This window comes from Bacillus paralicheniformis (genome assembly GCF_002993925.1).
Classification (GTDB): domain Bacteria; phylum Bacillota; class Bacilli; order Bacillales; family Bacillaceae; genus Bacillus; species Bacillus paralicheniformis.
In genome coordinates this window covers 1,973,388-1,999,208 of the sequence record NZ_CP023665.1, presented here as the reverse complement: position 1 = coordinate 1,999,208, position 25,821 = coordinate 1,973,388, and the positions used below count along the sequence as shown (strand labels likewise).

The window sequence follows — 25,821 nt, the reverse complement described above, 5'->3', positions numbered from 1 at the left end:
TTGACTGGCTCGTAGATGATGTTGTCTTTGACACAGTTTTATTCCCAAACAGAGCATTAACTTTTTTCCTGAATGCCGCCAGATGGCTTGAATCGCTTACCGACGGAGCCGGACAGGATCGACATGGATTCAATGAATAGATATAAGAGTATATCTCCACGATAATGGAGTAATTTTTTTATTGATTTTTTGTGGGTGATTTGTGGGTGATTAATGTTCCTCTTAAAATATTAGAAACACCCACAAAAACAAAAAACCCCCTGACACCACTGGTGCCAAGGGATTCCTAGATTAATACTGAGACATATACTGCTCGCGCTCCCAAGGGTGGACTTGTGTGCGGAACATATCCCATTCGATTTCTTTTGCTTCGACGAAGTGTTCGAATAGATGGTCGCCGAGGGCTTTGACCATGACTTCGTTTGATTTGAATTCTTCGAGAGCGTCTGCGAGTGTCGCAGGAAGGTCGACGATTCCGTTTTCGAGGCGCTCTTCTTTTGTCATGACATAGATGTTGCGGTCGATCGGAGCCGGTGCTTCGAGCTTGTTTTTGATGCCGTCAAGTCCTGCTGCAAGAAGTACGCTCAAAGCAAGGTACGGGTTCGCAGAAGGGTCTACGCTTCTGACTTCTACGCGCGTGCTGATGCCGCGGGAAGCCGGGATACGGATCAATGGGCTTCTGTTTTGCGCGCTCCATGCCACATAGCAAGGTGCTTCATAGCCTGGAACTAGGCGCTTGTAAGAGTTGACAGTCGGGTTTGTCACAGCTGTAAAGCTTGTTGCGTGCTTGACGATGCCGGCGATGAATTGCTTTGCCGTTTCACTCAGCTGAAGGTCAGCGTCTTTGTCAAAGAAAGCGTTGGCGCCGTTTCGGAAGAGTGATAGATTGCAGTGCATGCCTGATCCGTTTACGCCGAACAACGGTTTTGGCATGAATGTTGCGTGCAGGCCGTGTTTGCGCGCGATTGTTTTAACGACGAGCTTGAACGTTTGGATATCATCGCAAGCGCGGATGGCTCCAGCGTATTTGAAGTCGATTTCGTGCTGTCCAGGCGCAACTTCGTGGTGAGACGCTTCGATTTCAAAACCCATTTCTTCGAGCTCAAGTACGATGTCGCGGCGGCAGTTTTCGCCAAGGTCAGTCGGCGCAAGGTCGAAGTATCCGCCTTTGTCGTTCAGTTCAAGGGTAGGCTCGCCTTTTTCGTCAAGTTTGAACAGGAAGAATTCCGGCTCCGGTCCAAGATTGAAATCTGAGAAGCCCATGTCTTCCATTTCTTTCAAAATGCGCTTCAAGTTGTTCCGCGGATCGCCTTGAAACGGCGTGCCGTCCGGATTATAAATATCGCAGATGAAGCGGGCTACTTTACCTTTTTCGGCGGTCCACGGGAAAATCACAAATGTATCTAAGTCAGGGTACAAGTACATATCGGATTCTTCAATGCGGACGAATCCTTCGATTGAAGAGCCGTCGAACATGACCTTATTATCAAGTGCTTTTTCCAGCTGGCTCACAGGAATTTCAACGTTTTTAATCGTTCCAAGAATGTCTGTAAACTGAAGGCGAATATATTTTACATTCTCCTCATTTACTAGTTTAACAATATCGTCTCTTGTATACTTTGCCATTCGTAAAACTCCTCCTCTAAAAGGTAAATGTATATAGCAATGCAGTTGCTAACAAATTAATGAAAAAACCTGGACATGTCTCCCTGGCGGAATGTCGTCCCTCTTTGGAAACGGCCCGCTTGGATAAGCTCGTTTTTCAGCAGTTTTCTCAGTTCTTCATCCGACAAGTTGTGTTTCTCTGCTTTTTTCGGCTTGTCTTGTTTGTCTTCTTTTTGTTCGTTTTCTGTTTTGGCGAAAATTTGTTTGATCCCCGCCATGTTTACACCTTGTTCGATCAAATCTTTAATTTCGAGCAGCTTATCTACATCATGGAATGAAAATAAACGTCTGTTCCCTTCGCTTCTTGCAGGAAATACCAGTCCATTTTCCTCATAATACCGAATTTGTCTTGCGGACAGTTCGGTCAGCTGCATGACGATACCTATCGGAAATAAGGGCATTGAGCGGCGAATTTTATCACTCATCTCAATTTCCTCCTTTTCTTATATAAATTTATTATATGTGATGTTATATAATGTGTCAACATGATGTAAGGATTCTTTACATGAAAATATTCTTTATTTTCTTTACATTAATCCCTGCTTCATGAGTGCATCCACAGCACTGCATATCGCATTCTTCACATGGGAATAGGTTAATCCGCCTTGGACATATGCCACATAAGGCGGTCTTATAGGGCCATCCGCTGATAGTTCAATGCTTGCTCCCTGTACAAAAGTGCCGGCCGCCATAATAACATCGTCTTCATAGCCCGGCATATAGCTCGGATATGGTGTCACATGGGCATTGACAGGAGAAGCGTACTGAATCGCCTGACAAAACGCAATCATCTGCTCCGGAGTGGAAAATTCGACAGACTGGATCAAATCGGTCCGCTTGCTGTTCCACGAAGGATTCGTCCTAAAGCCGAGCTTTTCAAGAAAGCGGGCTGTGAAAACGGCTCCTTTTAATGCCTGGGAGACGACATGTGGCGCAAGAAAAAAGCCCTGGTACATCTCCTGAAGGGTGTACAACGACGCACCGGCTTCACTACCGATTCCCGGTGACGTCATTCTGTAGGAGCAGGCTTTCACCCATTTTTCCTTGCCGGCGATATAGCCGCCTGTTTTGGCGAGGCCGCCTCCCGGGTTTTTAATCAGCGAGCCTGCCATCAGATCCGCTCCAACATGGCACGGCTCACGTTCTTCTACAAATTCGCCGTAGCAGTTGTCGACGAAAACGATGATGTTTTCGTTTATTTCTTTAACAAAGCGAATCATCTTCTCAATCTCATCAATTGTAAAAGACGGACGATCGGCGTAGCCTTTTGAGCGCTGGATTCCGACGACCTTTGTCTGCGGTGTGACGGACTCTGCCACGCGGTCAAAATCAACGGCTCCCTCTTTAGTCAGCTCGACATGGCTGTATCCGATTTGGAAATCCTTCAAAGACCCCGAGTTTTCCTCACCTCTGACGCCGACGATCTCTTCGAGGGTATCGTACGGTTTGCCTGTGATGTAAAGAAGTTCATCTCCCGGGCGGAGAACGCCGAATAAAGCAATTGATATCGCATGGGTTCCCGAAATGATCTGCGGTCTGACAAGGGCCGCTTCACCGCCGAAGACGTCGGCATAGACTTTTTCCAGCGTATCGCGGCCGATGTCATCATAGCCGTAGCCAGTCGATGGTGTGAAATGCGTGTCCGATACTTTGTGCTTTCTGTAGCTTTCAAGCACCCTCCACTCATTTCGTTCACTGATTTCATCAATTGTTTTATGGATCTGAGCGATATCGGTTTCACCCTCCACCGCCGTTTTTTTTAGTAGATCTCCGTGTTTTAATGTCTCAAACATGTTCTACAGTGTCCTTTCCTACATATACTTCTTCAGCTCTCCCAAAATGTTTTGGTCAGGGAGAATATATCCTTCTACTTCATATACTTCGCGATCTTCGTCAAAAACAGTGCTGTTCGCCATTGTCTCAGACTTGATTCTCGACAATAGCCTTCCTTCTGAAGCGGGAATCCTTACGTCATACGGAACGAGCAGTTCCTTTTTCAGATAGTCTTCAACCGCCTGCTTAAACAGCCGCAAGTCTCCGTCTATTTTGGCGCTCGTCATGATATGCCCTCTCCCTGAAGAAGGGATGAAATCCGGCCGCTTCCGGTCTCTTTTGTTATAGACGGTTAAAACGGGAATATCGTCGGCTTCAAGTTCTTCAAGAAGGCGCTTGACCGTCGCTTCGTGGCCCTCGTAGTCTTCGTGTGAAGAATCGATCATATGAAGAATCAGATCGGCTTCTTTTACTTCTTCGAGCGTCGATCTGAAAGCCGCGATCAAAGTCGTCGGCAGATCCTGAATAAACCCGACCGTATCTGAGAGCAGCACGCTGTATCCGCTCGGAAGCGTCATTTTGCGGGTCATCGGGTCAAGTGTGGCAAACAGCAGGTTTTCTTCATAGCTGTCGGCGTCTGTAAGCCTGTTAAACCATGTCGATTTCCCTGCATTGGTGTAGCCGACGAGCGCGATTTGCAGTACGCCGTTTTTCTTTCTTCTTTCTCTGTATCTGCTTCTGTGGCGAATGACGGTAGACAGCTGAACATTGATTTCATGAATCCGGTTTCTGATATGGCGCCGGTCGGTTTCCAGCTTTGTCTCTCCGGGACCTCTTGTTCCGATTCCGCCGCCTTGCCTTGACAGGTTGATTCCCTGGCCGCTTAACCGCGGGAGGGCGTATTGCAGCTGCGCCAGCTCAATTTGCAGCTTTCCTTCCCTTGTCCGCGCGCGTTTGGCGAAAATATCGAGGATCAACTGCGTCCTATCGATAATTTTCACGTCAAGCGTTGTGACAAGCGCTTTCAGCTGGCTCGGCGACAATTCATCATTAAAAATTAAAACATCGGGCGACAGCTCTTCACAGAGCACCGCCAATTCATCTACTTTTCCTTTTCCGATATATGTAGCAGCATCCACACGGTTCCGCTTCTGCGTGACCGTGGAAACAACCGTTCCATCGGCCGTTTTCGTCAGCGCGGCGAGCTCTTCCATCGAGTATGAAAAACGCTCATCAGATACGTGCGGAAGCTGGCATCCGACTAATATGGCTTTCTCTTTCATGACGTCCTGTCCGTTCAAATGATCATGTTCCTTTCTTAACGTTAGTCAATTAAGCAGTACTATCATAACAAACGAAGGGAGCGGTTGCCAGAAATCCTCGAAAATAAAAAAAGAACGCGCCATTATACGTGCGGCGCGTCTTCCTTCAAGTCGAGATCCTGGCTTTTGATGGTTATCAGATCATTCTTTAAATAGCAGTCTCCCATCAGCAGTCTCATCGCCTGCGACCGGATGGATTTTTCGATCAGGTTGCGGACGAAGCGGCCGTTGCTGAACTTCGCGGGGCTGACCGTGCTTTTGACGGCCATCAGATGATCTTTCAACTTCCATTCGGCCTCAGGGCTGAACTGATATTCCCTTTCCGCCATCATCCGTTTCGCAATGTCCATCAGCTGGCTGACCGAGTAATCGGGAAAATCGATGCTGATCGGAAACCTTGACTGAAGGCCTGGATTTAATGAAAGAAAATGATCCATTTCCCGCGAATATCCAGCGAGGATTAAAATAAATTCGTTCCGCTTATCTTCCATATGTTTGACTAATGTATCGATTGCCTCCTTGCCGAAGTCTTTCTCTCCGCCTCTGGCAAGGGAATAGGCTTCATCGATGAACAGGATTCCGCCCATCGCTTTTTTGATTAAATCCCTCGTTTTTTGCGCCGTATGACCGATGTACTCACCGACAAGATCGGCGCGCTCCGCCTCGATCAGATGGCCTTTTGAGAGAACATTCATTTCGTAAAAAAGTCTGCCGATCAGCCTGGCGACGGTCGTTTTTCCGGTTCCCGGGTTTCCTTTGAACATCATGTGTAGCGCCTGTTTTCCGGCTTTAAGGCCTTGTTCTTCACGCTTTTTATTGACGAAAATCCAGGCGTAGATTTCCTTAATATTGCGCTTCATTTCCTCCATCCCGACCAGGGTGTTCATTTCCCTTTCAATTTCCTTCAGAATGCTGTGTTTGGCTTCATTTTTTTGCAGTGCGGCCTGATATTCGGCTTCAGCCTCTGAATTGGCCAAAACCTGCTTTTGACCGTTCAGTATGATATTGATTTGTCCGTTGTTTTTATAAGTAACAGCCCTTTCCAACACACTCACCTCACCATTCTCTCTTTATATCCTATTCATGGCGCGCTTAAGCCGTGACAGACGCCCACATGACTGCGCATTCCGATGTTTTTTGAGAAGGACGGGGCAGGTCTTGTTGAAACCTGCGCTTTCCCGAGAAATACTTTATTTCTTATTGTATTCAGGTAGGCTGTGCGGACAAACCAATTTTTTATTTCTATTTGCCTTTTTGGTAAATGCTTAACGGGTTGACATGTTAGATCGGAAGAAAATGATGAATGATGAGGACCTTTGGGAAATGGAGCCAATCCGTCTGAAGATGTGCTGCGGCTGTTGCTCGGCTCAGTTCTTTCATCTTCTCTTTGTTAGCTTTTGATTGAGTAAATCCTAAGTGATGAAATGCATGGCAATTAACGCATATTAAATCAAGATCAATTACTTTTACTACAGATTAGCAACAGGATGACAATTGTTTATTATTATTAGTTTTAATCTAATAAAACAATTAATTATTGAGATTTGAGTATTTACTTTCATTATATCTTTAAGCTTTCTAATATCTAGATAAAACGATGGTTTTTATTCGCATTCATTGTATTCAAGATATAAGTTAAGCCATTCTTCTTCCTCTGGGAATGGCTCCTTATTTGTACGATACCATCCATTAAAATATGCTACCAAATGCATCATTATCTCTTCTGCTCGTCCTTTAGAATCCATTCCTAATTGAGTAAAGCCATTTTTGCTGCTTAATGGATCTTTATCTCCTGGTTTATCGAACTGAACAAGAGCTATATAATATCTTCTGAGTCTGTACCAAAAGGTAATGCTTCCCCCGGAATGGTCTCCAAAATGCATTACATCTACTTTCGGCTTAAAGCCTCTTAATCTTAAATAATCAGCGATTTCTTCAGCACCAAATTCTTGATCTATTTGCCCTCTTTCTTTGAGTACCAAAATTAACCCCTCTCTACGTAAAATGATTATTAGAGCTAAAATTCATCAATTATTAAATTTAAAGCAATAAACAACAGAACAATTGCTATTACAATAATTGTTTCGATAGTATAGGTTCTGTGATTTTTCTTCTTTTTCATTTCCTCCCTATATTTTTCTTGAAGCTCTTTCCTCTTCTCATCCATTTTCATTATTAGGCTCCCCTTTCGCCAAAACCAAAGTATGAACCTATTTTCGAGTCGTCTAAACAATGGGCACTTAAGAAACTAAAACGTAAGACATACGAAACCTGTGTTTTGGTTCCATTATACAACAAAGGAAAGAATTATTGGCCAAACTGAGAAACAAATAATATGATTCCTATCCCTGCGCTCATCGCACCAAAAAGATTAAATCATCGTAAAGTCGAAACTTATATCTGAAGGTGATTTAATGGAGAATCGGAATCTCTAGACAACTAAAAAGCGCAGCAACAACAATAAACCCTAAGATTAGCTGCCATCCTTGTTTAGCCCACCAAATCACGTATAATCCTCCTTAAAATGTTTTAGACCCTATTCAGTTCGTTTATTTAAAATTAAAGCTTGCAATTAATTAAAAAATGTGCAGTCAATGGATACTTGTTGCAGCATTTCATTTCCTTAGCTGTGTCCTTTTTCATATTGTTATTTTTCGTAATAATAAGCTTTGACCCAATAATAGTTTCTCCCCTTATGTTCACACCATTCAACAAATCCCTTTGATTGTTCTTTTGTAAACATCACCCAGTCATTCAATAGATCTTGATAATAGTTAAGTGCTTCGTTATTGTTTTTTCTTGTTTGTTGACACTCTACCTTGTTGTTTAACTCCCGGGACTTAGCAAGAAGTGCTGTATCTTCTTTAATATCGCCAAGATATAAATCTTCGGATATATGATGGAATGAATACCAAAGGGCGTTCAAATTAATATCGATTAGCGTTAATAAGGATAATTGTTCATTGCTGCCACCAAGTCTAAGTGCATTGTGTAAGTAATCGACACGTTTTTCAGTATTTAAAAACACGCCATACCACCTATATGGTCTTGGATCTTCGGGATTACTCTTCATCCATCTCTCAAGTAAAGGCTTTAAAAGTTCCTTTTCCAATGGATGAACGAGTACATGGTGAATATCTTCTGATGTTTCAAATAAAGCAAACAGCCAACAAGCAAAATTCTGTTGTGCATTATCATCCCACATCTTTGCTTCATCAATAAAGGAAGATAATGATTTAAAGGATTCCTTACGCAACCCTTTTTCTTTAAGGGAACAAAACTTTTTAAATAACGGATATACATCCAATCTGTCATTTTTTAAGATATTAGTTAAGACATTTACCATTTTTACACCTCTCTTTGCTCAGGATAAATTCGTAATTTTATTCTAATATCTATGATCGGCACGCTTTCTTTCAATGGATAATTTTTTTACCACCAGTGAGTGCTCCTATAAGATCCGCTTAAAACTTCTATTAATGCCAGATCACGATCATCCATGGTTTTAATAATTTTTGTTCTTTTATACCTTGGTATATCAATTGTATTTACTCCATCACTTCTTAATTCAGATATACTGCCGTAGTTCTTCTCTAACATCTCGATAGACTTAGCACCATGAATATTCCTGAGAATCTCAGTTTCATCTCCAGCTTTGTATCCCCCAGATCCAGGTAAGAAAAGGACTGCTATAACTGCTAAAGCTAGAAGAACGCCAGCAATTTCATAAAACGCTTTTTTTATGAGTTCTATTAATTTATCCACGAATTTGATTATTGGATTATCTATATATTGATGTTGTCTTTTTTTTCCCGTGATTGCATTCTGTGCTCTTCTTTCTTATTTTAAATTTTCTTTATTGAGTCCTAATGATAGCTTCCATCATCAAAATGAACAGCAAATGTTTTTTCACCAATCATCTTCAGTTCTCCTTCAGTCTCGTTTTCATCACCAAACCATGTAACCCGATTCTCATTTAAAAACACCTCCAAGTCATATTTCGGATAAGATTGATCCGATTTCAAACTCGAAGGTGTTTTTTATTTGTCTCATCTTGTGGGGCAGTCCGGCAGTTCCCTCGCTTGTTTAACAAAAATGGCACGTTTCGTTTTTCTGCACCATTCGTTTTTTTGAACGCGGGCGTAAACATGCGGCGTTCTCACTGTGTTATATTGAGGCGCCTTATTTTATGTACGTGATATTCGTTTTCTGTCTAGATAAGCAGTGACGCTCCATTTATCCCTTCTACACTGACATAACACAGAAAGGGAAAATTAAATTTCTTATCTTTTATTAGATTTAAAACCTTCTGACACCATGTTTTTTCCTCTTTGGCCAGTCTGAATTTGCGATCAATCAAGATATAACGGCCAAAGTTTTTTGACATGCTATCCGATTCCTTGTTTTTTTCTAGCTCCGCCATTTTGTTCAATTGGGTATCAATTGTTTTTTCTAAATTTTTGATTCGATCCTGAATCAGTTTTACAGAATCTTCCTCTTTCAACAACCAAATCGAATATACTTTAATAAGAAATTCGTCCCTATTTATTGGATCTGAAGGAGATACAGCGATCCAATCTTCTAACGCTTCTTTTCCCTTGTCAGTAATGGAGTATATTTTTTTATCAGGTTTCCCTATTTGCTCTACATGCTCGTATTCAAGAAATTTTTCTTGTTCCATTTTATTTAGCAAAGGATATATTTGACTATGTTTTGCCGGCCACACTACCTCCAGGTACTGAACTAACTCATATCCTGAACAAGGTCTTCTGCCGAGAACGCTCAGAATGGCATACCCTAAAGTATTTATATCATTCACCTCAATCTTTAAATGGCGGTTACTTTATACTATTTTTAAATCCAAAGGTTAAATAAACCCTCATTAATACCCAAGTTATACATATAGTATACACCAAAAACAGCACTTATTACACCCGTCGTCATCCCTAGTGTTCCGCTGATTGCCCCTCGCTTCTTAATCAGCACAAAGGGAATTCCAATGATTGTTGTAAAGAAAAGCATACCAATAACTGTTCCTGCCCCGAATATAAGAATATATATTGCCGCTTCCTCTACACTCTTGACAGTACTTATCGTTAATAAGACCATGGCTCCACTTCCTGCAAGACCATGAACTAAACCGATGAATGTTGATCTTAAGTATGTTACGTTTTTATGGCGGCGCTTATGGTCGCCGCTGCTTTGATGGGTGTGGAGATGTTTGTGTTGATGCGTATGTACAGGGCTATTCTTGAAAGAAAGAATCGTTTTAACCCCTAAATAAACAAGCATGACTCCTACTAAAAATTCTAAGGACATCGACCATTTTTCTGATATTTGCCCCTTCATTACAATGACAATGATTCCAACTATAAACAATGTTACAGTATGGCCAATGCCCCAAAATATGCCCGCTAAAGAAGCTTGCCATAACTTTTTACTTTGACTTGCAATTGTCGATACCGCAATCACATGGTCAGGTTCAATCGCATGCTTGATTCCTAAAATTAATGCCAGCATTAAAACCGAGAATAATGTACCTTCCACAAAATACAGCCCCTTCTTGAATCTGAAAAAAACCAACAATTGAACAGTTGCTGGTTTTTTAACCGTTAATATTTTCTTAAAAAACTTGGGGTTTTGTTAAACCATACTTGGTTGAGGAGATGATGAAATTCGGAAAACAGACTTTCGATGATCTGTGTTTGATTTGCTAATACCCGTACGGAAAACCCAGGGACAGGCAATAAAGATATGCCTATTTTATATTCTTTTGTCTGAGTATCCACGGCCTGATATAAACGATCAAGAAGGTCATGATCTACTTGTTCATTGATCACAATCATGGAACCTAAGTGAGAATAGCCTTCCATTAAACCCAGACCATCTATATTTTGTTTGGCCGGGCATAGTTTGATATGGTCATAGACTGCCAGCTCATTTTCCATATAGATTTCATTAATGAATTGAAGCATCTCATAGGTAAACTTTTCTCCACTAGGAGACCATCCAGGAGTCACAATATCTGAATAAAGGAACGTACATCCTTTTTCAATATATACTATATTTTTTTGTTTATACCGTGCATTTTGATAGCCTATAAGCGGATCGGGAATGTACTCAAGATAACTGCCTTCCTTAAGGTTAAATTCCGTTTCCTGATATGCATGTGTATGCGGTGTCTTATATATTTTAGTTGCCGATTGGGTTGTTAATGTTAATCTTGCTTGTTTCTCCAGTGAAATCTTCATTTGATAGCGATCACCGTCTAAATAACCGCCGCCGGGGTTTAAAATATAATAACAGGCTTGTCCTGATTCATCATGATAAATAGGACGCATGACTTTATACGCCCCCTGAAAATACACATTTTTCGCAATGGTCTTTCCATTTTTTTCTTCAGCGCTCAAACGCAAAACGCCTGTCCAGTCCCCCATCTTACTCCAGTCCTTTTAATAGTGCATTTTCCTTAATCCAGTCAATGACTTGATCAAGACCTTCATTCGTTTTTAAATTTGTAAAAGCGAACGGTTTGTCTCCGCGGAAAACCTTCGTATCAGATGCCATAACGTCCAGATTTGCTCCAACGAAAGGCGCTAAATCTGTTTTATTGATGATAAACAAATCAGATTTAATCATTCCTTGACCGCCTTTTCGCGGTATTTTCTCCCCTTGGGCCACATCAATAATATAGATTGAAAAGTCAACAAGTTCAGGGCTGAATGTAGCTGCCAGATTATCTCCGCCGCTTTCAACGAAAATAAGTTCAACGTCTGGATTCTTCTTCACTAGCTCATCAATGGCTGCAAAGTTCATTGACGCGTCTTCGCGTATTGCCGTATGAGGGCAGCCGCCTGTTTCCACACCTATAATCCGATCTGCGGGAAGCACCCCGTTGTTCATTAAAAACTTGGCATCTTCTTTTGTATAAATGTCGTTTGTCACAACTGCCATACTCATTTCATCTTGCAAATGCCGGGTTAATTTTTCGACTAACATCGTTTTCCCTGCTCCTACAGGTCCTCCTACACCGATCCTAATTGGTTTCATACCTAACACTTCCTTTTTTATTAAGACATGAAAATACGAATATTTACACGCTCGTGCATCATTTGAGATAATTCTAAACCGGGAGAAACAATCCCGAATTCTTCTTCATTTAAACTTTGAATTTTTTCTGTTGCTTCGATTAAAACAGTCTGAAATTCTTGAATTGTCTTTTGACCTGCCACTTGCCCTAAAGGGACAGCCCGTACCGCATTTTGAACAAGATTTGAGACTGCTGAATACAAATAGTACAGTGTAGTCGTTGATGAAGGGACACCAAGATGATGACCTACAATCGTAAATACAATGGAGGGATGTCCAAACGATTGCTTTTGATCTATACGCTCCCGATATATTGAAAGAATGGGTATATCATATAGGGATTCTATAAGATTTAACATCCGCTCGCCCATCCTTTGGGTTCCTTCTCTTGTTTCACGCGGCAAACTTTGAACAGTCAACATGCGATCTAATTTCCATACTGTTTGTAAATCTTCGTTCTCTAACGCTTCATATACAAGACGGGAAGCCAACCCATCTGAATAGATGAGCTGCTCGTTTACATACGTATGAAGCCATTGTACGAACGTTGCTTGATCATGGACTTTATCTTCTTGAATATAGGTCTCAAGACCATACGAATGACTAAAAGCCCCTATAGGGAAATTTGAATCACATAGTTGGAGTAAAGATAAAATATTAATCATGGCTATGACCGATATGGCGGAAAGCCTGTTTTACTTTTCGGTCTTCACGTTTATATGGAATTTGCAGGTCTTGAAGTAACTCTTCTACAAGATAATCATATTGAACAAGCATTTCGTCCTCTTCAAACTGCGCCGGCAGGTGGCGATTTCCTAATTGATGAGCGATCGTTCCCATTTCATTTAAGGTGCGCGGTTTGATAACTAATAAATCATCGGACAGTACATCGATGACGACCATATTTTTATCGTTCATATACAAAACATCACCAGCGACAAGGTCACGCGCTTCTTTTAAGCGTATTCCAATTTCGTTGCCATGATCTGTTTTCACCCGTTGGATTCGTTTTACTAAATAAGCACTTTCAAGGTAAACTTTTTCAATATGGCGTTTTTCAATTTCCTCTTTTTCCATGTTTTCAAGATTTGTTACGATTTGTTCAATAATCATGACTCTCACCTCAGAATAGGAAATATCGTTGACCCATTGGCACCTTATCAACAGGGTCACATGTAATTAATTGGCCATTTACTTTTACTTCATATGTTTGTGGATCGACCGTTATTTCAGGAGTTTCGCAATTCAGCTTCATATCTTTTTTCGTTAGTTTGCGAATGCCGCGAACCGGAAGAATGATTTTTTGCAACCCAAGCTTCTCATGCACTTTGTCATCGAAAGCTGTCTGGGAAATAAACGTAATGGAAGTGCTGGACAACGCCTTGCCAAACTGCCCATACATCGGACGGTAAATAACAGGCTGCGGTGTCGGGATAGAGGCGTTAGCATCTCCCATTAAGCTCTCTGCAACAAAGCCGCTTTTCATCACCATTTCAGGCTTCACACCGAAAAATGCTGGATTCCAGACAACGAGATCGGCCATTTTCCCTCTCTCGATAGAACCGACATATTCGGAAATACCATGAGTAATGGCAGGATTAATTGTATATTTGGCAATATAACGTTTTACGCGGTTGTTGTCCGAAAGCTCGCTGTCGCCCGCCATTGTTCCTCTTTGTTTTTTCATCTTATCGGCTACTTGCCATGTACGTAAAATGACTTCTCCAATCCGTCCCATCGCTTGGGCATCCGAACTAGTCATACTGAATACACCCATATCCTGGAGAATATCCTCAGCTGCAATCGTTTCGCGTCTGATACGTGAGTCAGCAAACGCCAAATCTTCCGGAATAGATGGATTCAAGTGGTGACAGACCATTAACATATCTAAGTGCTCATCTACCGTATTGACTGTATAAGGTAATGTCGGGTTCGTAGATGACGGCAGAACATTGTTAAAGCTGGCCGATTTAATTAAGTCAGGAGCATGTCCTCCCCCTGCACCCTCTGTATGGTACATATGAATGACGCGATTTTTAATAGCTGCCATTGTATTTTCCATAAATCCGCCTTCGTTTAATGTATCCGCGTGAAGGGCAACCTGAACATCATATTTGTCAGCCACACTTAGCGCATGATCGATAGCTGAAGCTGTAGCGCCCCAGTCCTCATGAACTTTCAGTCCAATGGCGCCGGCGCGTATTTGCTCTACCAGCGGAGCTTCTGAAGCGGCTTGTCCTTTTCCTGTAAACCCAACATTAATCGGCATGCCCTCTGCCGCTTCAAGCATTCGGTGCATATGCCACTCGCCCGGTGTAACCGTGGTAGCCTTTGATCCTGCAGCAGGGCCTGTTCCTCCTCCAATTAGGGTGGTAAGACCTGAAGCTAATGCTGTTCTGATTTGCTCCGGATTAATAAAATGGACGTGAGTGTCAATTCCGCCCGCAGTTACAATCATACCTTCAGCAGCAATAACTTCTGTACCAGAGCCAATCACAATATCCACATTGTCCATGATTAGCGGATTACCTGCTTTCCCGATTCCAGCGATTTTGCCATCACGAATTCCAATGTCCGCTTTGTAAATACCAGTGTAATCTAAGACAACAGCATTCGTAATGACAACATCTGCTATTCCCTCTCCACGTGTAACTAAAGGGTGTTGTCCCATTCCATCACGAATAACTTTACCGCCGCCGAATACCACTTCATCTCCATATGCCGTGTAGTCTTTCTCAATTTCGATGAGCAAATCTGTATCTGCCAGACGAATAGAGTCCCCTGTAGTCGGGCCGTACATTTCAGCGTATTGCTTTCTTGGCATCTTGAAACTCATGATTGGTTCCCCTCTTTTTCCAATGATCCGTCCACTTTATTATTAAATCCGTATACCCGGCGTTCGCCGGCGTAAGGCACTAATTCCACTTCTTTTTCATCCCCGGGCTCAAAACGCACAGCTGCTCCTGCCGGAATGTTTAGTCGCTTTCCAAATGCTTCTTCTCGTTTGAATTGAAGCGCTTCATTCGCTTCATAAAAATGAAAATGTGAACCTACTTGAACTGGGCGGTCACCTGTATTCGTTACATTCAATTTGGACGCCGCTCTTCCGACATTACAAATGATATCCGTTTCTTTTAAAAATAGTTGCCCCGGTTCCATTTCAATAGCCTCCTATCCATTTTATTTAATTGGACTATGTACAGTTACAAGCTTTGTGCCGTCTGGAAATGTAGCTTCTACCTGGATATCATCAATCATTTCCGGAATGCCTTCCATTACATCTTCCCGCGACAAAATGGTTGTTCCATATTCCATCAACTCCGCAACTGTTTTTCCATCCCGTGCTCCTTCCAACACTTCATACGTTATCAGGGCTACTGCTTCCGGGTGATTCAATTTTAATCCCCGTTCTTTACGTCGCTTCGCAAGATCTGCTGCGACAACAATCATAAGCTTGTCTACTTCACGCGGTAATAGTTGCATCACAAAACCTCCCTGTATTTTTATTACGACCAAACGGTGAGCATTCATATAAGGGGGAGCCAGTTCATTAACATTCTGAGCTGAAAGCGCAAAAACTAAAAAACTGAAAATATATTTGATTCCCCTGCTTCTGTTTTAAATGTATATCATTTTTTACATATATGTCAATTTATATATCAAAAAATTTATATATGATACACTGAAGATATATAACCTTGAAAAGAAAGGAGAATATTCATTATGCGAAAAAACAAACTCCATTTATTAAGCGAGGGGGTGTTTTTCCGTTTAATAACAGCTTCTCTCAAAGGCATCTCTCAAGTCATCCTGATTGAGAATGTGATGACCGGCTTTCTAATCCTTATAGCCATTACTATTTTTTCCTATTATTTAGGTATAATCGCTTTGTTGTCCGCTGTTATCGGTACTTTAGTAGGGAAATTGGGAGCGGCAGATGAAAAGATTATAAATGAGGGACTATTAGGATATAATTCTGTGTTAACAGGAATGGCATTGGCATCATTCTTAACTGGCCCTTACATGTGGCTTGTCGCTTTAATTGGATCAGCCTTAGCAGCCATTTTTACAGCCGCCATGATGCATTTTACGAAAAGAACCGAAGTTCCAATTCTTACATTCCCCTTTGTTATCCTGACGTGGTTTATATTGCTGGCTTCATACAAATTAAATGGGATTAAATTAAGCTCTGCCCTGATACCTCAGGATTTAACACACTGGGAACTAAAGACAGCAGGGGAAGTCAATTTAATAGACGGGGTCTTTCATGGAATTGGACAAGTATTTTTTCTGAATAACACAGTATCCGGGATTTTAATTTTTCTCGCCGTATTTTGGGCAGGAAGAAAACTAGGACTTTATGCAGTTACCGGAAATGCAGTTGCCATCATCATTGCATTCCTTTTAGGAGGAGAGCGTTCTCTCATCACATTGGGTCTTTACGGGTATAATGCAATTTTAACAATCCTGGCCGTATCTGCCATTTTTAAAAGTGAACATAACCGGTTTTCATTTTTGTCAGGGATCATTTCAGCTTGTCTGACGGTGCCTATAACAGCGGGACTCAGCACATATCTTTTGCCATATGGACTCCCCGCGCTAACAATGCCGTTTGTTCTTTGTTCATGGCTGTTTTTAGGTGCAAGAAAGGTTCTGCCAAACTTATAGCATTGCCTATTGATGATGTAAATCAGCCGCTTAGTGGTTACGCAAGAAATAAAAGTCATGGAAGAAACCCATGATGTCTTACTATACGAATCTACTCGCGTTTAGACATTAATGAATGATAACTTGTGAAAAACGATGGTGAGCTAAAAACTTACAGGAATGCCGGGACTTTGATAGGAATGTTCCATTTCATTGACACTCTCACTTCAGAAATATCTGGAATCAATCGATTACCACATGAAACAGACTTATTTTTCAATAATGATGCTATGAGAGCGTCTCCGACATTATTCGCTAGATAAGACCCTTAGGCCAGTCAGTCTGAAGGTGTGCTGCGGCCGCTGTTCAGCTCTCCCCTGTAAACTGTGAAAAACTCATATTGGCGCAAGCATATTCTGATGGTGCCGATGAAAACTGTTCCAGCTTTGTTTTCATTGATCAACGAGAGGGGCATAAATAAAGAGGATTTGGACACAGAGAGGTGAAAGTAACTGATTTGGTTAATGAAAAAAATTCTGTCTCAGAAAGAATAAGAATACAAACGATTGAGACAGAATTTTGTCTTACGGTTTACTTATACACGTAGCAAGTTCCTTGTATAACCGTAACACATGTATATGTTTCATGATAAGATTTACCTTGGCTGTCTCTAAAGAAAACAGTTACAGTATTGTTGCCATTCCATTGGAATTGATAGGCGTCTGGATACTTGTCTCGAATCGGAGTTAAATCCGGCGCAGCACTTGCAGGTAATCCGGATACCAACAGAGCCCCAGCAACTGCAACCGCTCCCGCTACTTTTTTGAGTTTGTTTTTAAACATAAACACATCCCCTTTTCGTTTTGTTTAACTATTAAATGCTTGTCCATTTAATAGACACCTTGAGCTTAACACCAAAAGGATGAAAAAATTGTCAAATGGTGTAGAATTGAAAAATAATTCAAAAATAATACACATTTTTACAATTGATTAGCCATAACTTTAATCACTTTTCACTTAGGATTTACTTTAATTGCATTCCTCAGCATCAATCCTTCCATTTTTTCTAGAGGCAATTCTGGTGTTGGGAGTATATTTGAGAGCCGCTTCTTTACTGGCTTGAATATATTGGTGAAATCCGGAAAACTAATCGATATTTCAGAAATGAAAAAGACCAGCCCATAAACTCACAGTGAGTTTCACGAACTGGTCTCTTTTAAAGGTTCTATATATTAATTTAGCAGTCTCAGAGTTAAATTGCTACCCTGTCAGCAACATGATATGCTGTATTTGTTGATTGATCGTAAGAAGTGCCCAATAAACTAACTGCACCTAATAACAGAATAGAGCAAATTAGCAACTTAGCTTTCATGTACTGTCCCACTCCTTTGTATTTGTCTTCTTGCCTCAACTACTCTGCGGTAAAACTCAAGTGAATCATGTAGCATTTCTTTTCCTTGTAGAAGTTCTGCCGTGATGACTCCATACTCTTCTATGTCTGCATACATACCTTTTTCACTGAAGAACTCAAAGGAATCTCGAACTGTGTCAAGGTCAAATGATAAATACAACCCGTAAATCATTTTCAGCTTTGTAAGGAATTCTTGGTCCTCAAATTTTTGAGCCCATTCCATACCCTCAAAGTACCGATCTTCTGCTTCAATCCACTTCTCTTGTTTCGCTTTAACGTGCGAAATATTAAAGAGGGCTTTTGGCAAAAAGCTGTGCTTTTCATTTTTATAAAGTTCAGCAGCCATTTGAAAATGATTTTCTGCTTTGTAAAGTTCTTCAAGTTGATTATAACATATTCCAATATTCAAGTGTGAAGAACCAATTAAATAATCAACTTGTAATTCCTTTGCATCTGACAGTGCTTTGCTGGTATGCTCCAGGGCTTTTTCAGGATTCATTTTATCCAGCCAGTTACCAGTCATTAAAAATTGGCATTGTACTCTACGCTGTCCATATGTTGGCTGTTTTAAATAAATCTTATATGCATGATTAGCATAATACATCGAAAAATATGTTTGTTTCATATAGTAATAAATTTCTGACAATTTGAAATAAAATTCTGCCTTTTCAACATCATCGCTTTCAAATGAATTCAATTGATTTTCGGCATTTTGGTAGTAAGCTAAAGCATGAAGAAGTTCTTTCTGTCTAAAATGATACATTGCTGTGAAGAAATAGTAATAATATTCGAGCATACCATTCAAATTTCTCCCGCCTTTAGTCTTTTCCCTTAACTCTTCATAATGAACCTGTATATCTTTTGCTGCTTCTGGACAAATGTAATCCAACATCAGCTTATGACGGAATTCAAGCAATGAAAAATATATAAGGACATCCTGATTTTCTTCCATTATAGCGATCTCTTGTTTAACCTCAGATTTCATTTTTTCAGCTTCATCAACCCAGTCATTTTTAAGAGCTACATACCAATAATTCATTTTCGTTGCCACTAGATCATAAGGTATTACGCATTTATATACCAAAATAAAAACCCCTTTCTTAATCATTTTGAAATATTCAGCATTTAAACGTGTGAATTTTCTTACATTTTTAAACTTTCTTCTTTATCCCTTATCATGTCTGAACGATTGGTTTTACTTAGTTTCGTAAGAGTTAATATCGCCATTCCAGCTAGAATTTCAATCAGTCCGCCGAAAGCGATAACTTTTCCTGCACCAAAGGCAGCGGCTGCATAGCCGCTAATTAAAGCCCCTAATGGTACCATCACATGAGAGATCATTCTAATAACAGCAAATACCTGCGGCTGATCTTCATCTGCAACTGAGGTTTGAATAATGGTGTGTTCAGGTACGTTTATGGCACTAATGGTAGCCCCCAAAACAAATGCTGTGAGAAGAAGTAGTAATAAAACTGAATTCATTCCTGTTATGAAAAGTGCAATTCCTTCTATAATTCCAGCGGAGACAAACAATAGTCCATATCGGTTCACTCTTACTTTAGTTAAGATAAACCCCATTAAAAAGGCTCCGGTAGCTGTTGCTACTCTTATGAAAGAATGAATGACCGAACCGCCGCCTAAATCTTCTGACAGATAGATCGCTGAAAGCGCCTCCCAAGGAGCTGAACCGATATTCAACAAAATGCAGTATACGGCTAGCGGAAGCAAAATATGATGATTTCGAACAAGTACAAAACCTCTTTTTAGCTTTTTAAAATATGCGCCTTTTGGTTTCTGTTCCTGAGCCCCTTCTTCTTTCGAGCTAAATTTTATACACAGAACTAAACAGGCTGAAGCGATGTAAAATGGAAATATAATAAGCATTGTATAAGCAGCGCCTATTACAGCAATCAATATACCGCAAACCATTAACGAGACCAATTTTACAATTTGGGCTGAAGATTCTATGGTGGCATTAGCTTTTTGAATAAGTTCATTCTTAACAATTTGCGGAATCATGGAAATGGATGCAGGATCATAAGAAGCCCCAGTTGCCGAATGTATCAGCATTAGTGAAATAATGAACCATAATGGTGAAAATCCACTAAAATAAAAAATTGGAATGATCAGCATCAATGAAGCCCTTGTTATATCTGCGGAGAACATCCAGAACTTAAGAGTTTTTGGTTTCATAAAAGGTGAAATCAACGGTCCTATTAAAGCTTGGGGAAGAAGGGTGACAGCTATTAGCATACCTGTTCCGACAGCCCCTTTTCCATCTAAAATGAGAAACCACAAAATAGAAGTAAAAGCAAAGCTGTCTGCGGTTATTTTCACCATTTTAGAGACAAACAGAAAGGAAAAATTTCTTTGCCACACAGTGGAGCCACTATTCATTCCTCAAAAAATCCCCCTTACAAAAATCCCTCATTTTTACAGGTCTCTCACCAAAGCATATCCTATATTTGGTTTCTTGGTCAATGTAGGAGAGGAATAATTTAAGAAACATTAAGGTAAAAAGGGCTTTCACAATTAATCGTCTCCCTTCTAAAACAAAAACCCCGCCCTTTTTAGAGGTGGAGTTTTAAATCTTGGCTTTTCCTTACCAGTTATCTATTGCTTCTTGAAAACTGTCTTGTAAATAATCATCAAAGCTAGAATATCTTTCAATCTCCTTTTTGCTTATGTCATCCCACCTTATTACACAATGATTTTCTCCAGTATTGAGACAATAAACAAACTCGTCCACATTTTCAATAACTAAGTATTCCTCAGGTAAACCAAATTTTCTAAATCTTTCTGTAGCATCAACTACTGAAGCATATCCATTTCCCTCTACTCCTAAGACCTCAACTCCACATATTCCTCCTGAGCCATATGCTTTAACAAACTCTTTATATTGCCTTGGAAATTTGCATCCTAATTTCTCTTCAGCCCTCGAAATATCTTCATCGGGTACTGCTCCGAAAAAATCATCTTTTTCTATATATTCATTTATCATCATTGAAATTTGAGTATTCATTACATATATTTAACTGAACCTAAAAATTTAAATTCACCGCCACCAATAGATACCTTCTTTTTGACACCTTTATAGTCGAAATTATATAAGAGTACCACCGCATTATAATTTTTTGTCAGGTGCTCTCCACATACTGAAATAAATTCGGGGATAATCGTATGATCGTAAGAGAAGTCTTCTAATAATCGACTTACTGAGTTACTAGACTCTTCATAAAAATCTGCTTCACGAACAGACTCGTCATACCTTTCTATATTAAAGCTATGAGCAAATATTGAAGGAATAAAATCACCATCTTCAGTATAAGAAGTTTTAAGAATCTTTTCTAATTCTTCTGGAGAACTGATACTGCCTACCCAAAGTGATACAAACTCTTCTTTTTGCATAAAGCTACCTCCTATTCTATAGCTGCGCCTTTAGTGCCGACGACAGACGTAGCAACCATTCCGGTAGCCATATTTAAAACATCTCACCCGGCTTCTTCCCAAAACGCCTATAATTCCGCCCTATTCCTTGCTGGGTTTCTCCAATTTGTTCAAAAACCTTGAAAGGCACTGCCGTTCAAGGTGAAAAACGCATTAAATTTTTGGAACTTCAATCAAAACCCCTGGTGACTTATCAAGTAAAGCATCGGGAATATGCGGGTTATTTTTTTTCAACTTAAACCTATGAACCCTTGTTATTTCAGGATCGAATGAAATATTTTGAGAATTAAACTGCAAATTTATAAGCTTTTGATATGTTTGAATTAAAAAATCCTTCCATTCTTCTAAAGCAGATGCTGAAACATCGTCTGGGCTTTCGAGCATACGATAACCGTCTGCATAATGGAACATTAATAACCCCGTACCATAATCGCAATTTTCATTCTCTAGAATTGCTTTTGGAACTTCAAAACCACTATTCCAATTATAATTCGCTGCAAAAACGTGAAGAATAACAGGGTTTTCAATATTTCTCATCACTCTTACTAGATCGTCTTTATCTGTATTATAAAGCAGCTCCTCGAGGAACTTAATATCTTTCTTATCCAATACTGTTTTACCTCCTAACAAAAACACTTTAAATATTAGACCAATTGTTTAAGCTTTCTCCTTCATAATAAGTTCCCTTAGGGAGCTTATTATGAAGGACTATTTGAATTTAAATACTGTTCTAAGAACCTAATGTTATTTTCATCATTAGGAAAATTGCATAGATTTCAGACCACTTCTTATATGAAGATGATGTCCATCTCGGATTTTTCTCGATTTAAACAAAAAAGCACCCAATCAAAGATTAAGTGCTTGAGATTTAATATATTATTCTTCCTCGTACCAATCTTCTTTAGCTTGATTTAAATATTCCCATAAAAACTCAAGGAAGTTAGGAGCCTTTTGGTGATCATATCCGCTTTGATAAACCCATGTAACTACAGGACATTCTCCGTTATCCATTTTTTGTGTATCTAAGCAATAAGCAAATGCATCTACATCAACGACTACTACAATGTGATTTGGTAAGTCATAGAGCTCCCTATAGTCTTTGGTGAACTCTACGACTTCAGGGGATACAAGTCCATGACCCAATATTTCGACGCCAAAAGAGCCGCCTGAGCCATAGTTTCTTAAAAACCATTTATAACTTTCAGGAAGAGTGGTTTGTAAGTCATTTTCAATTTTTTTGATTTTTCCCTCATTAATTCCTCCTGTAAAATCATGGGGAGTAGCATGTTTGTTTATAAAGTCTATAATTAATTCTTTAGTATTCATTGAGATCCACCTTTCAAGCTCTTTTCAAATTGTTCAGCTCTCCACATCCAGTATTTTCTTCTGAAACTATCGTATTGTTGTTGCAGTTCAGGATTATTTCTAAAGCTATCCCCCTTCTCCACTAATTGGTGTAGTACTTTATGGTATTTTTTATGAGTGGTATGAAGTATCTCCAACATCGTACCTGGCTCTTTTTGTATTAAATGATGTAAATTAATTGGTTTGCCATCTTCCCCAATGGGCGCTTTTCCGCTTTTCATTAATTCTAAATTAGTTATATTTTTATTTGGATGCTTCATGTTGAAGTCAATGTTTTTAAGTTGATAAATTCTTCTGTCAACATCTTTCAAATTTCCTTTTGGTTTTACTTTACCTTTAACTTCAACTGCATTGTAATTTTCCTTATTTAACCATGGTACTGAGATATTACCACCTGTAAACGGTTTTCTGCTTATATCAGAAACTTTCTTCGCAAACTGAATAAGACTGTCTTTTATATGCTCCCCATTAAGTGCATGATAAGGGACTTTACCCCCACCAGCAAACTGAACTTGCGGCGCAAAAGGGTTGTGTATTTGAATTCCTTTTATGTTTGAAGCGACCCTTTGCATCGATTTCTTGAAAGACGCTACGCTTTTTTCCAAAGCTTGTTTCGATACTTTTTTAGAAGCTTTAGTTGCTTTGGCAGCGACCTGCCCTACCTTCCCCGCTTTGGCGGCTTTTGCTGCTTTGTCAACGCCTTTAGAGCCAACAATCGATGTCCCGACCATTCCAACGGCATAGCTAAACCATCTGGCTTGGGTGTAAGAATCACCATTGACGACATCTCGTTGATACGAGTCTTCAATTCCTTTTTTTATAATATTGAATGTGACATCAGGATGATGAAGTGTAAAGTTAATGCCCTCAATCGTTTCGTCTGCGTGAACGACCATGTCCCATAGGCCTACCGCAGTATCGACGACTGCATTTTTGAGTCCTTCAGCACTTCCTTTAATTGCGTTGCCAAAATCACGAGCGCCTTCAATTTGATTGAAATATCGCTGTTGCCAAGGGGAAAGGTTTTCGTAGCCAATTTCCGCAGCCATCTCATAAAACTCTGAAGCCGTTGAAAAATTGAAATCATCAAGCTTCTTCTTTAGTTTAGAAACTTTATTATCCTGTTTGCTAACCTCGCTAACTTCTTTTTCAAGCTTCGATCTCTTATCCAGCTTATCCAACATGACGCCCATCGCTGTGTCTTGTCCACCACGCAAAGTGTCCATCTCATCCGGCTTTAAAATCGAACCTTTTTGATAGCCCGTGATTTCAATTTTAGGGCCTGTGTACATTTTTTCAAGCCTGCTTATGTATCTCTGCATCGTTTCTAGGTCGTTTTCAGCCGTTTTGAGGGCGTTTGTTTGCTCGCGGTCAAACGTATGCAGCTTTTCAAGGGTCGTGCTGATTTCCTTTAATGCTTTCTGATTCTGTTCATGAAAACCGCTGTCATTCAAATCTGGTAAATCAACGATATGGCTGACTTTTGCGATCGTGGCGTTGGTTTTAGAGACCAAATGTTTCGTTGTGCGGTCGGCCGCATTCACCCCTTGTTCCAGCTCGTGTTCGAGAAAGTTTTGCGAAATAAACCCGTTATGGTTTGGTTCCAGGGAATTTAACGCGCTTTTCATTTTCTTTAACGTGGAACTGTATTCCCCTATAAACGTATCATAGAACTGTAGAAAAGGGGTGTGGCATTCCTCGTAAAAGGCGCGGATCGCGTCGCCGCCTTTTCCTTTTAAAGCATCATCAAGTGATGCGATTTCCTCAACGCTTTTTTGGACTTTGGCGATTTCGTCTGATTGATGTTTTAATTGTTCCAGCGTTTGATCAATGGCTTTGTGCAACGCCTGCACGTCCAAAGTCTTCATGGCACTCTCCTCTAATACTAAAGTTACAATCATTTTAGAGTTTACCACTTTATAGAAGGGAATTGGGGAATAAATCCTGATCACCCATGAAAATGAATCCTTAGAATTAGGATGAATAACCTGTTCGAATTCAAAAAAGACGACCAGAAATCGGGTCGTCATATTCTATAATAATTCTCCGCTGTGTAATATCTCCACTCCCAAAATGGCTGCCCATGACACATAACATATCGGTCTAAAAATATCTCAAAATTTAAATCGAGAGGCTTATACTCAAGACCATCCTCAAGTAAATAAAGGTAGTTGGGATCTCCTTCCTTGAGCCTGTCTCTGTCAATCATTAGATCGCACTCTTCCAGCAAATGTCCAATTGGAATACCGCTAACATCCTCATACAATTCTTCATCTTTTAGTTCTGTGTCGATTTCCTTGATGTTAAATAAATGCAGACCTCCGCCAATATTCACTCCATCTAAAAGACTATCAAAAATTCTAGCTCCATTATGTAGAGTTAAAAATTTTTTATAATCATCAGGAAGAGATAATTGGTGATGTGTTTCGAAAGCTCGTATATCGCTTTGAGAGGCTCCGCTGCCAGAGAATGTGACAAGAGCATCTGTAATTTCACCTTCAGAGCCAAGAATCCTAATGACTCCATTTTGATCTAATAAGCTCTTTAAACCATGCACGGTATTCTGAACAAAACTTGTCAAGTGCATCCCCTCGCATTTACAGATTATTTATTTCTCCAACAACATGAATCTTTCTTATGAGCATCTATTTGAAGAGGAAGCAAATTGTTCAGGATGTCGTAATCATCACAAGTTTGTCTTTTAAGGATTTCCAATTACCGTATTATGTGAATTCGGAATAATTAAGGTTATTTTATTTAAAAGTTTAGGGTACACAGCAGCAAACCAATAGCTGCATGAAACAGCCTCCTTGCAAATCTAAACCCGACTTTCACTTGAACAAAAGGTACAGTCTTATCCTCAAATGTTTCCTCTGAGGCACAACTAAATCACTCTAGAAATATAATATCTTTTATTTCCGCTCTAAATCTTTGCTTTTCACTTCCTTTAATATCTCCCTAAGCAACTGTTGAGTTTCCTCGTTTTGTTTGCGATTTATCTTGTTTTCCTTTACCAATACGATCATGTAACATAAAAATAAAATGATAGCGGAAAGGATAAGCTAATTAGGCAGCAGCACACTTAACATTTTATATGGAAAC

The 25,821-nt window shown here is 40.0% G+C and carries 28 protein-coding genes; 1 reads left to right on the top strand and 27 read right to left on the bottom strand.

What is annotated here, in order from left to right:
• Positions 1 to 291: 291 nt before the first annotated feature.
• From glnA to CP943_RS10180, 18 genes are all read right to left on the bottom strand, one after another.
• Positions 292 to 1,626: a type I glutamate--ammonia ligase gene (gene glnA / locus CP943_RS10260; protein WP_025811550.1), complete on the bottom strand. Its 1,335-nt coding sequence runs from the start codon at positions 1,624 to 1,626 to the stop codon at positions 292 to 294.
• 56 nt (positions 1,627 to 1,682) lie between these two features.
• Entirely contained in the window at positions 1,683 to 2,090 is a 408-nt protein-coding gene (locus CP943_RS10255) for a MerR family transcriptional regulator (protein ID WP_003182143.1), read from the bottom strand.
• Positions 2,091 to 2,192: 102 nt separating this feature from the next.
• Complete coding sequence (locus CP943_RS10250; protein ID WP_105980971.1) at positions 2,193 to 3,458, bottom strand: methionine gamma-lyase family protein; 1,266 nt, start codon at positions 3,456 to 3,458, stop codon at positions 2,193 to 2,195.
• An 18-nt stretch (positions 3,459 to 3,476) separates the two neighbouring features.
• Positions 3,477 to 4,721 carry a GTPase HflX gene (gene hflX, locus CP943_RS10245; protein WP_407640593.1) on the bottom strand — a complete coding sequence of 415 codons (1,245 nt, stop codon included), beginning with the start codon at positions 4,719 to 4,721 and terminating at the stop codon, positions 3,477 to 3,479.
• 122 nt (positions 4,722 to 4,843) lie between these two features.
• On the bottom strand, positions 4,844 to 5,809 hold the full coding sequence (gene spoVK / locus CP943_RS10240; RefSeq protein WP_003182136.1) for a stage V sporulation protein K: 966 nt from the start codon (positions 5,807 to 5,809) through the stop codon (positions 4,844 to 4,846).
• A 555-nt stretch (positions 5,810 to 6,364) separates the two neighbouring features.
• Entirely contained in the window at positions 6,365 to 6,742 is a 378-nt protein-coding gene (locus CP943_RS10235) for a hypothetical protein (protein WP_103750441.1), read from the bottom strand.
• A 35-nt stretch (positions 6,743 to 6,777) separates the two neighbouring features.
• Positions 6,778 to 6,933: a hypothetical protein gene (locus CP943_RS22430; RefSeq protein ID WP_023857627.1), complete on the bottom strand. Its 156-nt coding sequence runs from the start codon at positions 6,931 to 6,933 to the stop codon at positions 6,778 to 6,780.
• Positions 6,934 to 7,407: 474 nt separating this feature from the next.
• Positions 7,408 to 8,106 (bottom strand): hypothetical protein, encoded by a 699-nt coding sequence (locus tag CP943_RS10230; protein WP_023857629.1) that lies wholly within the window; start codon positions 8,104 to 8,106, stop codon positions 7,408 to 7,410.
• A gap of 86 nt (positions 8,107 to 8,192) precedes the next feature.
• Positions 8,193 to 8,525 (bottom strand): hypothetical protein, encoded by a 333-nt coding sequence (locus tag CP943_RS10225; RefSeq protein WP_023857630.1) that lies wholly within the window; start codon positions 8,523 to 8,525, stop codon positions 8,193 to 8,195.
• 448 nt (positions 8,526 to 8,973) lie between these two features.
• On the bottom strand, positions 8,974 to 9,579 hold the full coding sequence (locus tag CP943_RS10220; RefSeq protein ID WP_081691824.1) for a PadR family transcriptional regulator: 606 nt from the start codon (positions 9,577 to 9,579) through the stop codon (positions 8,974 to 8,976).
• Between the two features lie 35 nt (positions 9,580 to 9,614).
• Positions 9,615 to 10,307 (bottom strand): HoxN/HupN/NixA family nickel/cobalt transporter, encoded by a 693-nt coding sequence (locus CP943_RS10215; RefSeq protein ID WP_105980969.1) that lies wholly within the window; start codon positions 10,305 to 10,307, stop codon positions 9,615 to 9,617.
• 65 nt (positions 10,308 to 10,372) lie between these two features.
• Positions 10,373 to 11,197, bottom strand: a complete 825-nt coding sequence (locus CP943_RS10210) for an urease accessory protein UreD (RefSeq protein ID WP_105980968.1) — start codon at positions 11,195 to 11,197, stop codon at positions 10,373 to 10,375.
• A gap of 1 nt (position 11,198) precedes the next feature.
• Positions 11,199 to 11,810 carry an urease accessory protein UreG gene (ureG, locus tag CP943_RS10205; protein ID WP_020451539.1) on the bottom strand — a complete coding sequence of 204 codons (612 nt, stop codon included), beginning with the start codon at positions 11,808 to 11,810 and terminating at the stop codon, positions 11,199 to 11,201.
• 20 nt (positions 11,811 to 11,830) lie between these two features.
• On the bottom strand, positions 11,831 to 12,514 hold the full coding sequence (locus CP943_RS10200; protein WP_105980967.1) for an urease accessory protein UreF: 684 nt from the start codon (positions 12,512 to 12,514) through the stop codon (positions 11,831 to 11,833).
• Positions 12,507 to 12,962 (bottom strand): urease accessory protein UreE, encoded by a 456-nt coding sequence (gene ureE / locus CP943_RS10195; protein ID WP_025811524.1) that lies wholly within the window; start codon positions 12,960 to 12,962, stop codon positions 12,507 to 12,509. Before ureE ends, CP943_RS10200 begins: the two co-directional genes overlap by 8 nt.
• Before the next feature lie 10 nt (positions 12,963 to 12,972).
• Positions 12,973 to 14,685 (bottom strand): urease subunit alpha, encoded by a 1,713-nt coding sequence (ureC, locus tag CP943_RS10190; RefSeq protein WP_105980966.1) that lies wholly within the window; start codon positions 14,683 to 14,685, stop codon positions 12,973 to 12,975.
• A complete protein-coding gene (gene ureB / locus CP943_RS10185; RefSeq protein ID WP_020451535.1) occupies positions 14,682 to 15,008 on the bottom strand; it encodes an urease subunit beta in 327 nt (108 codons plus the stop codon). The genes ureC and ureB overlap by 4 nt, the downstream gene beginning before the upstream one ends.
• A 21-nt stretch (positions 15,009 to 15,029) precedes the next feature.
• Positions 15,030 to 15,332: an urease subunit gamma gene (locus CP943_RS10180; RefSeq protein WP_020451534.1), complete on the bottom strand. Its 303-nt coding sequence runs from the start codon at positions 15,330 to 15,332 to the stop codon at positions 15,030 to 15,032.
• 240 nt (positions 15,333 to 15,572) lie between these two features.
• On the opposite strand from CP943_RS10180, the gene CP943_RS10175 reads away from it, so the two are divergent.
• Positions 15,573 to 16,517, top strand: coding sequence for an urea transporter (locus tag CP943_RS10175; RefSeq protein ID WP_035399870.1), 945 nt, complete (start codon positions 15,573 to 15,575; stop codon positions 16,515 to 16,517).
• 570 nt (positions 16,518 to 17,087) lie between these two features.
• Here CP943_RS10175 and CP943_RS10170 read toward each other — a convergent pair.
• The 9 genes from CP943_RS10170 to CP943_RS10130 all read right to left on the bottom strand — a co-directional run bounded on the left by CP943_RS10170 (position 17,088) and on the right by CP943_RS10130 (position 25,306).
• Complete coding sequence (locus CP943_RS10170; protein WP_020451531.1) at positions 17,088 to 17,339, bottom strand: hypothetical protein; 252 nt, start codon at positions 17,337 to 17,339, stop codon at positions 17,088 to 17,090.
• A gap of 518 nt (positions 17,340 to 17,857) precedes the next feature.
• On the bottom strand, positions 17,858 to 18,946 hold the full coding sequence (locus tag CP943_RS10165; RefSeq protein ID WP_080131565.1) for a Rap family tetratricopeptide repeat protein: 1,089 nt from the start codon (positions 18,944 to 18,946) through the stop codon (positions 17,858 to 17,860).
• A gap of 104 nt (positions 18,947 to 19,050) precedes the next feature.
• Positions 19,051 to 20,304, bottom strand: coding sequence for an MFS transporter (locus CP943_RS10160; protein WP_035338621.1), 1,254 nt, complete (start codon positions 20,302 to 20,304; stop codon positions 19,051 to 19,053).
• A 205-nt stretch (positions 20,305 to 20,509) separates the two neighbouring features.
• Positions 20,510 to 20,929: an SMI1/KNR4 family protein gene (locus CP943_RS10155; RefSeq protein ID WP_025811516.1), complete on the bottom strand. Its 420-nt coding sequence runs from the start codon at positions 20,927 to 20,929 to the stop codon at positions 20,510 to 20,512.
• On the bottom strand, positions 20,929 to 21,315 hold the full coding sequence (locus CP943_RS10150) for an immunity 22 family protein (protein WP_026579688.1): 387 nt from the start codon (positions 21,313 to 21,315) through the stop codon (positions 20,929 to 20,931). Before CP943_RS10150 ends, CP943_RS10155 begins: the two co-directional genes overlap by 1 nt.
• A gap of 192 nt (positions 21,316 to 21,507) precedes the next feature.
• Entirely contained in the window at positions 21,508 to 21,963 is a 456-nt protein-coding gene (locus CP943_RS10145; protein WP_105980964.1) for a DUF4274 domain-containing protein, read from the bottom strand.
• A gap of 267 nt (positions 21,964 to 22,230) precedes the next feature.
• On the bottom strand, positions 22,231 to 22,680 hold the full coding sequence (locus CP943_RS10140; protein WP_105980963.1) for an SMI1/KNR4 family protein: 450 nt from the start codon (positions 22,678 to 22,680) through the stop codon (positions 22,231 to 22,233).
• On the bottom strand, positions 22,677 to 24,587 hold the full coding sequence (locus CP943_RS10135) for a T7SS effector LXG polymorphic toxin (protein WP_105981362.1): 1,911 nt from the start codon (positions 24,585 to 24,587) through the stop codon (positions 22,677 to 22,679). Before CP943_RS10135 ends, CP943_RS10140 begins: the two co-directional genes overlap by 4 nt.
• A 158-nt stretch (positions 24,588 to 24,745) precedes the next feature.
• A complete protein-coding gene (locus CP943_RS10130; RefSeq protein WP_230459168.1) occupies positions 24,746 to 25,306 on the bottom strand; it encodes an SMI1/KNR4 family protein in 561 nt (186 codons plus the stop codon).
• Positions 25,307 to 25,821: the final 515 nt, after the last annotated feature.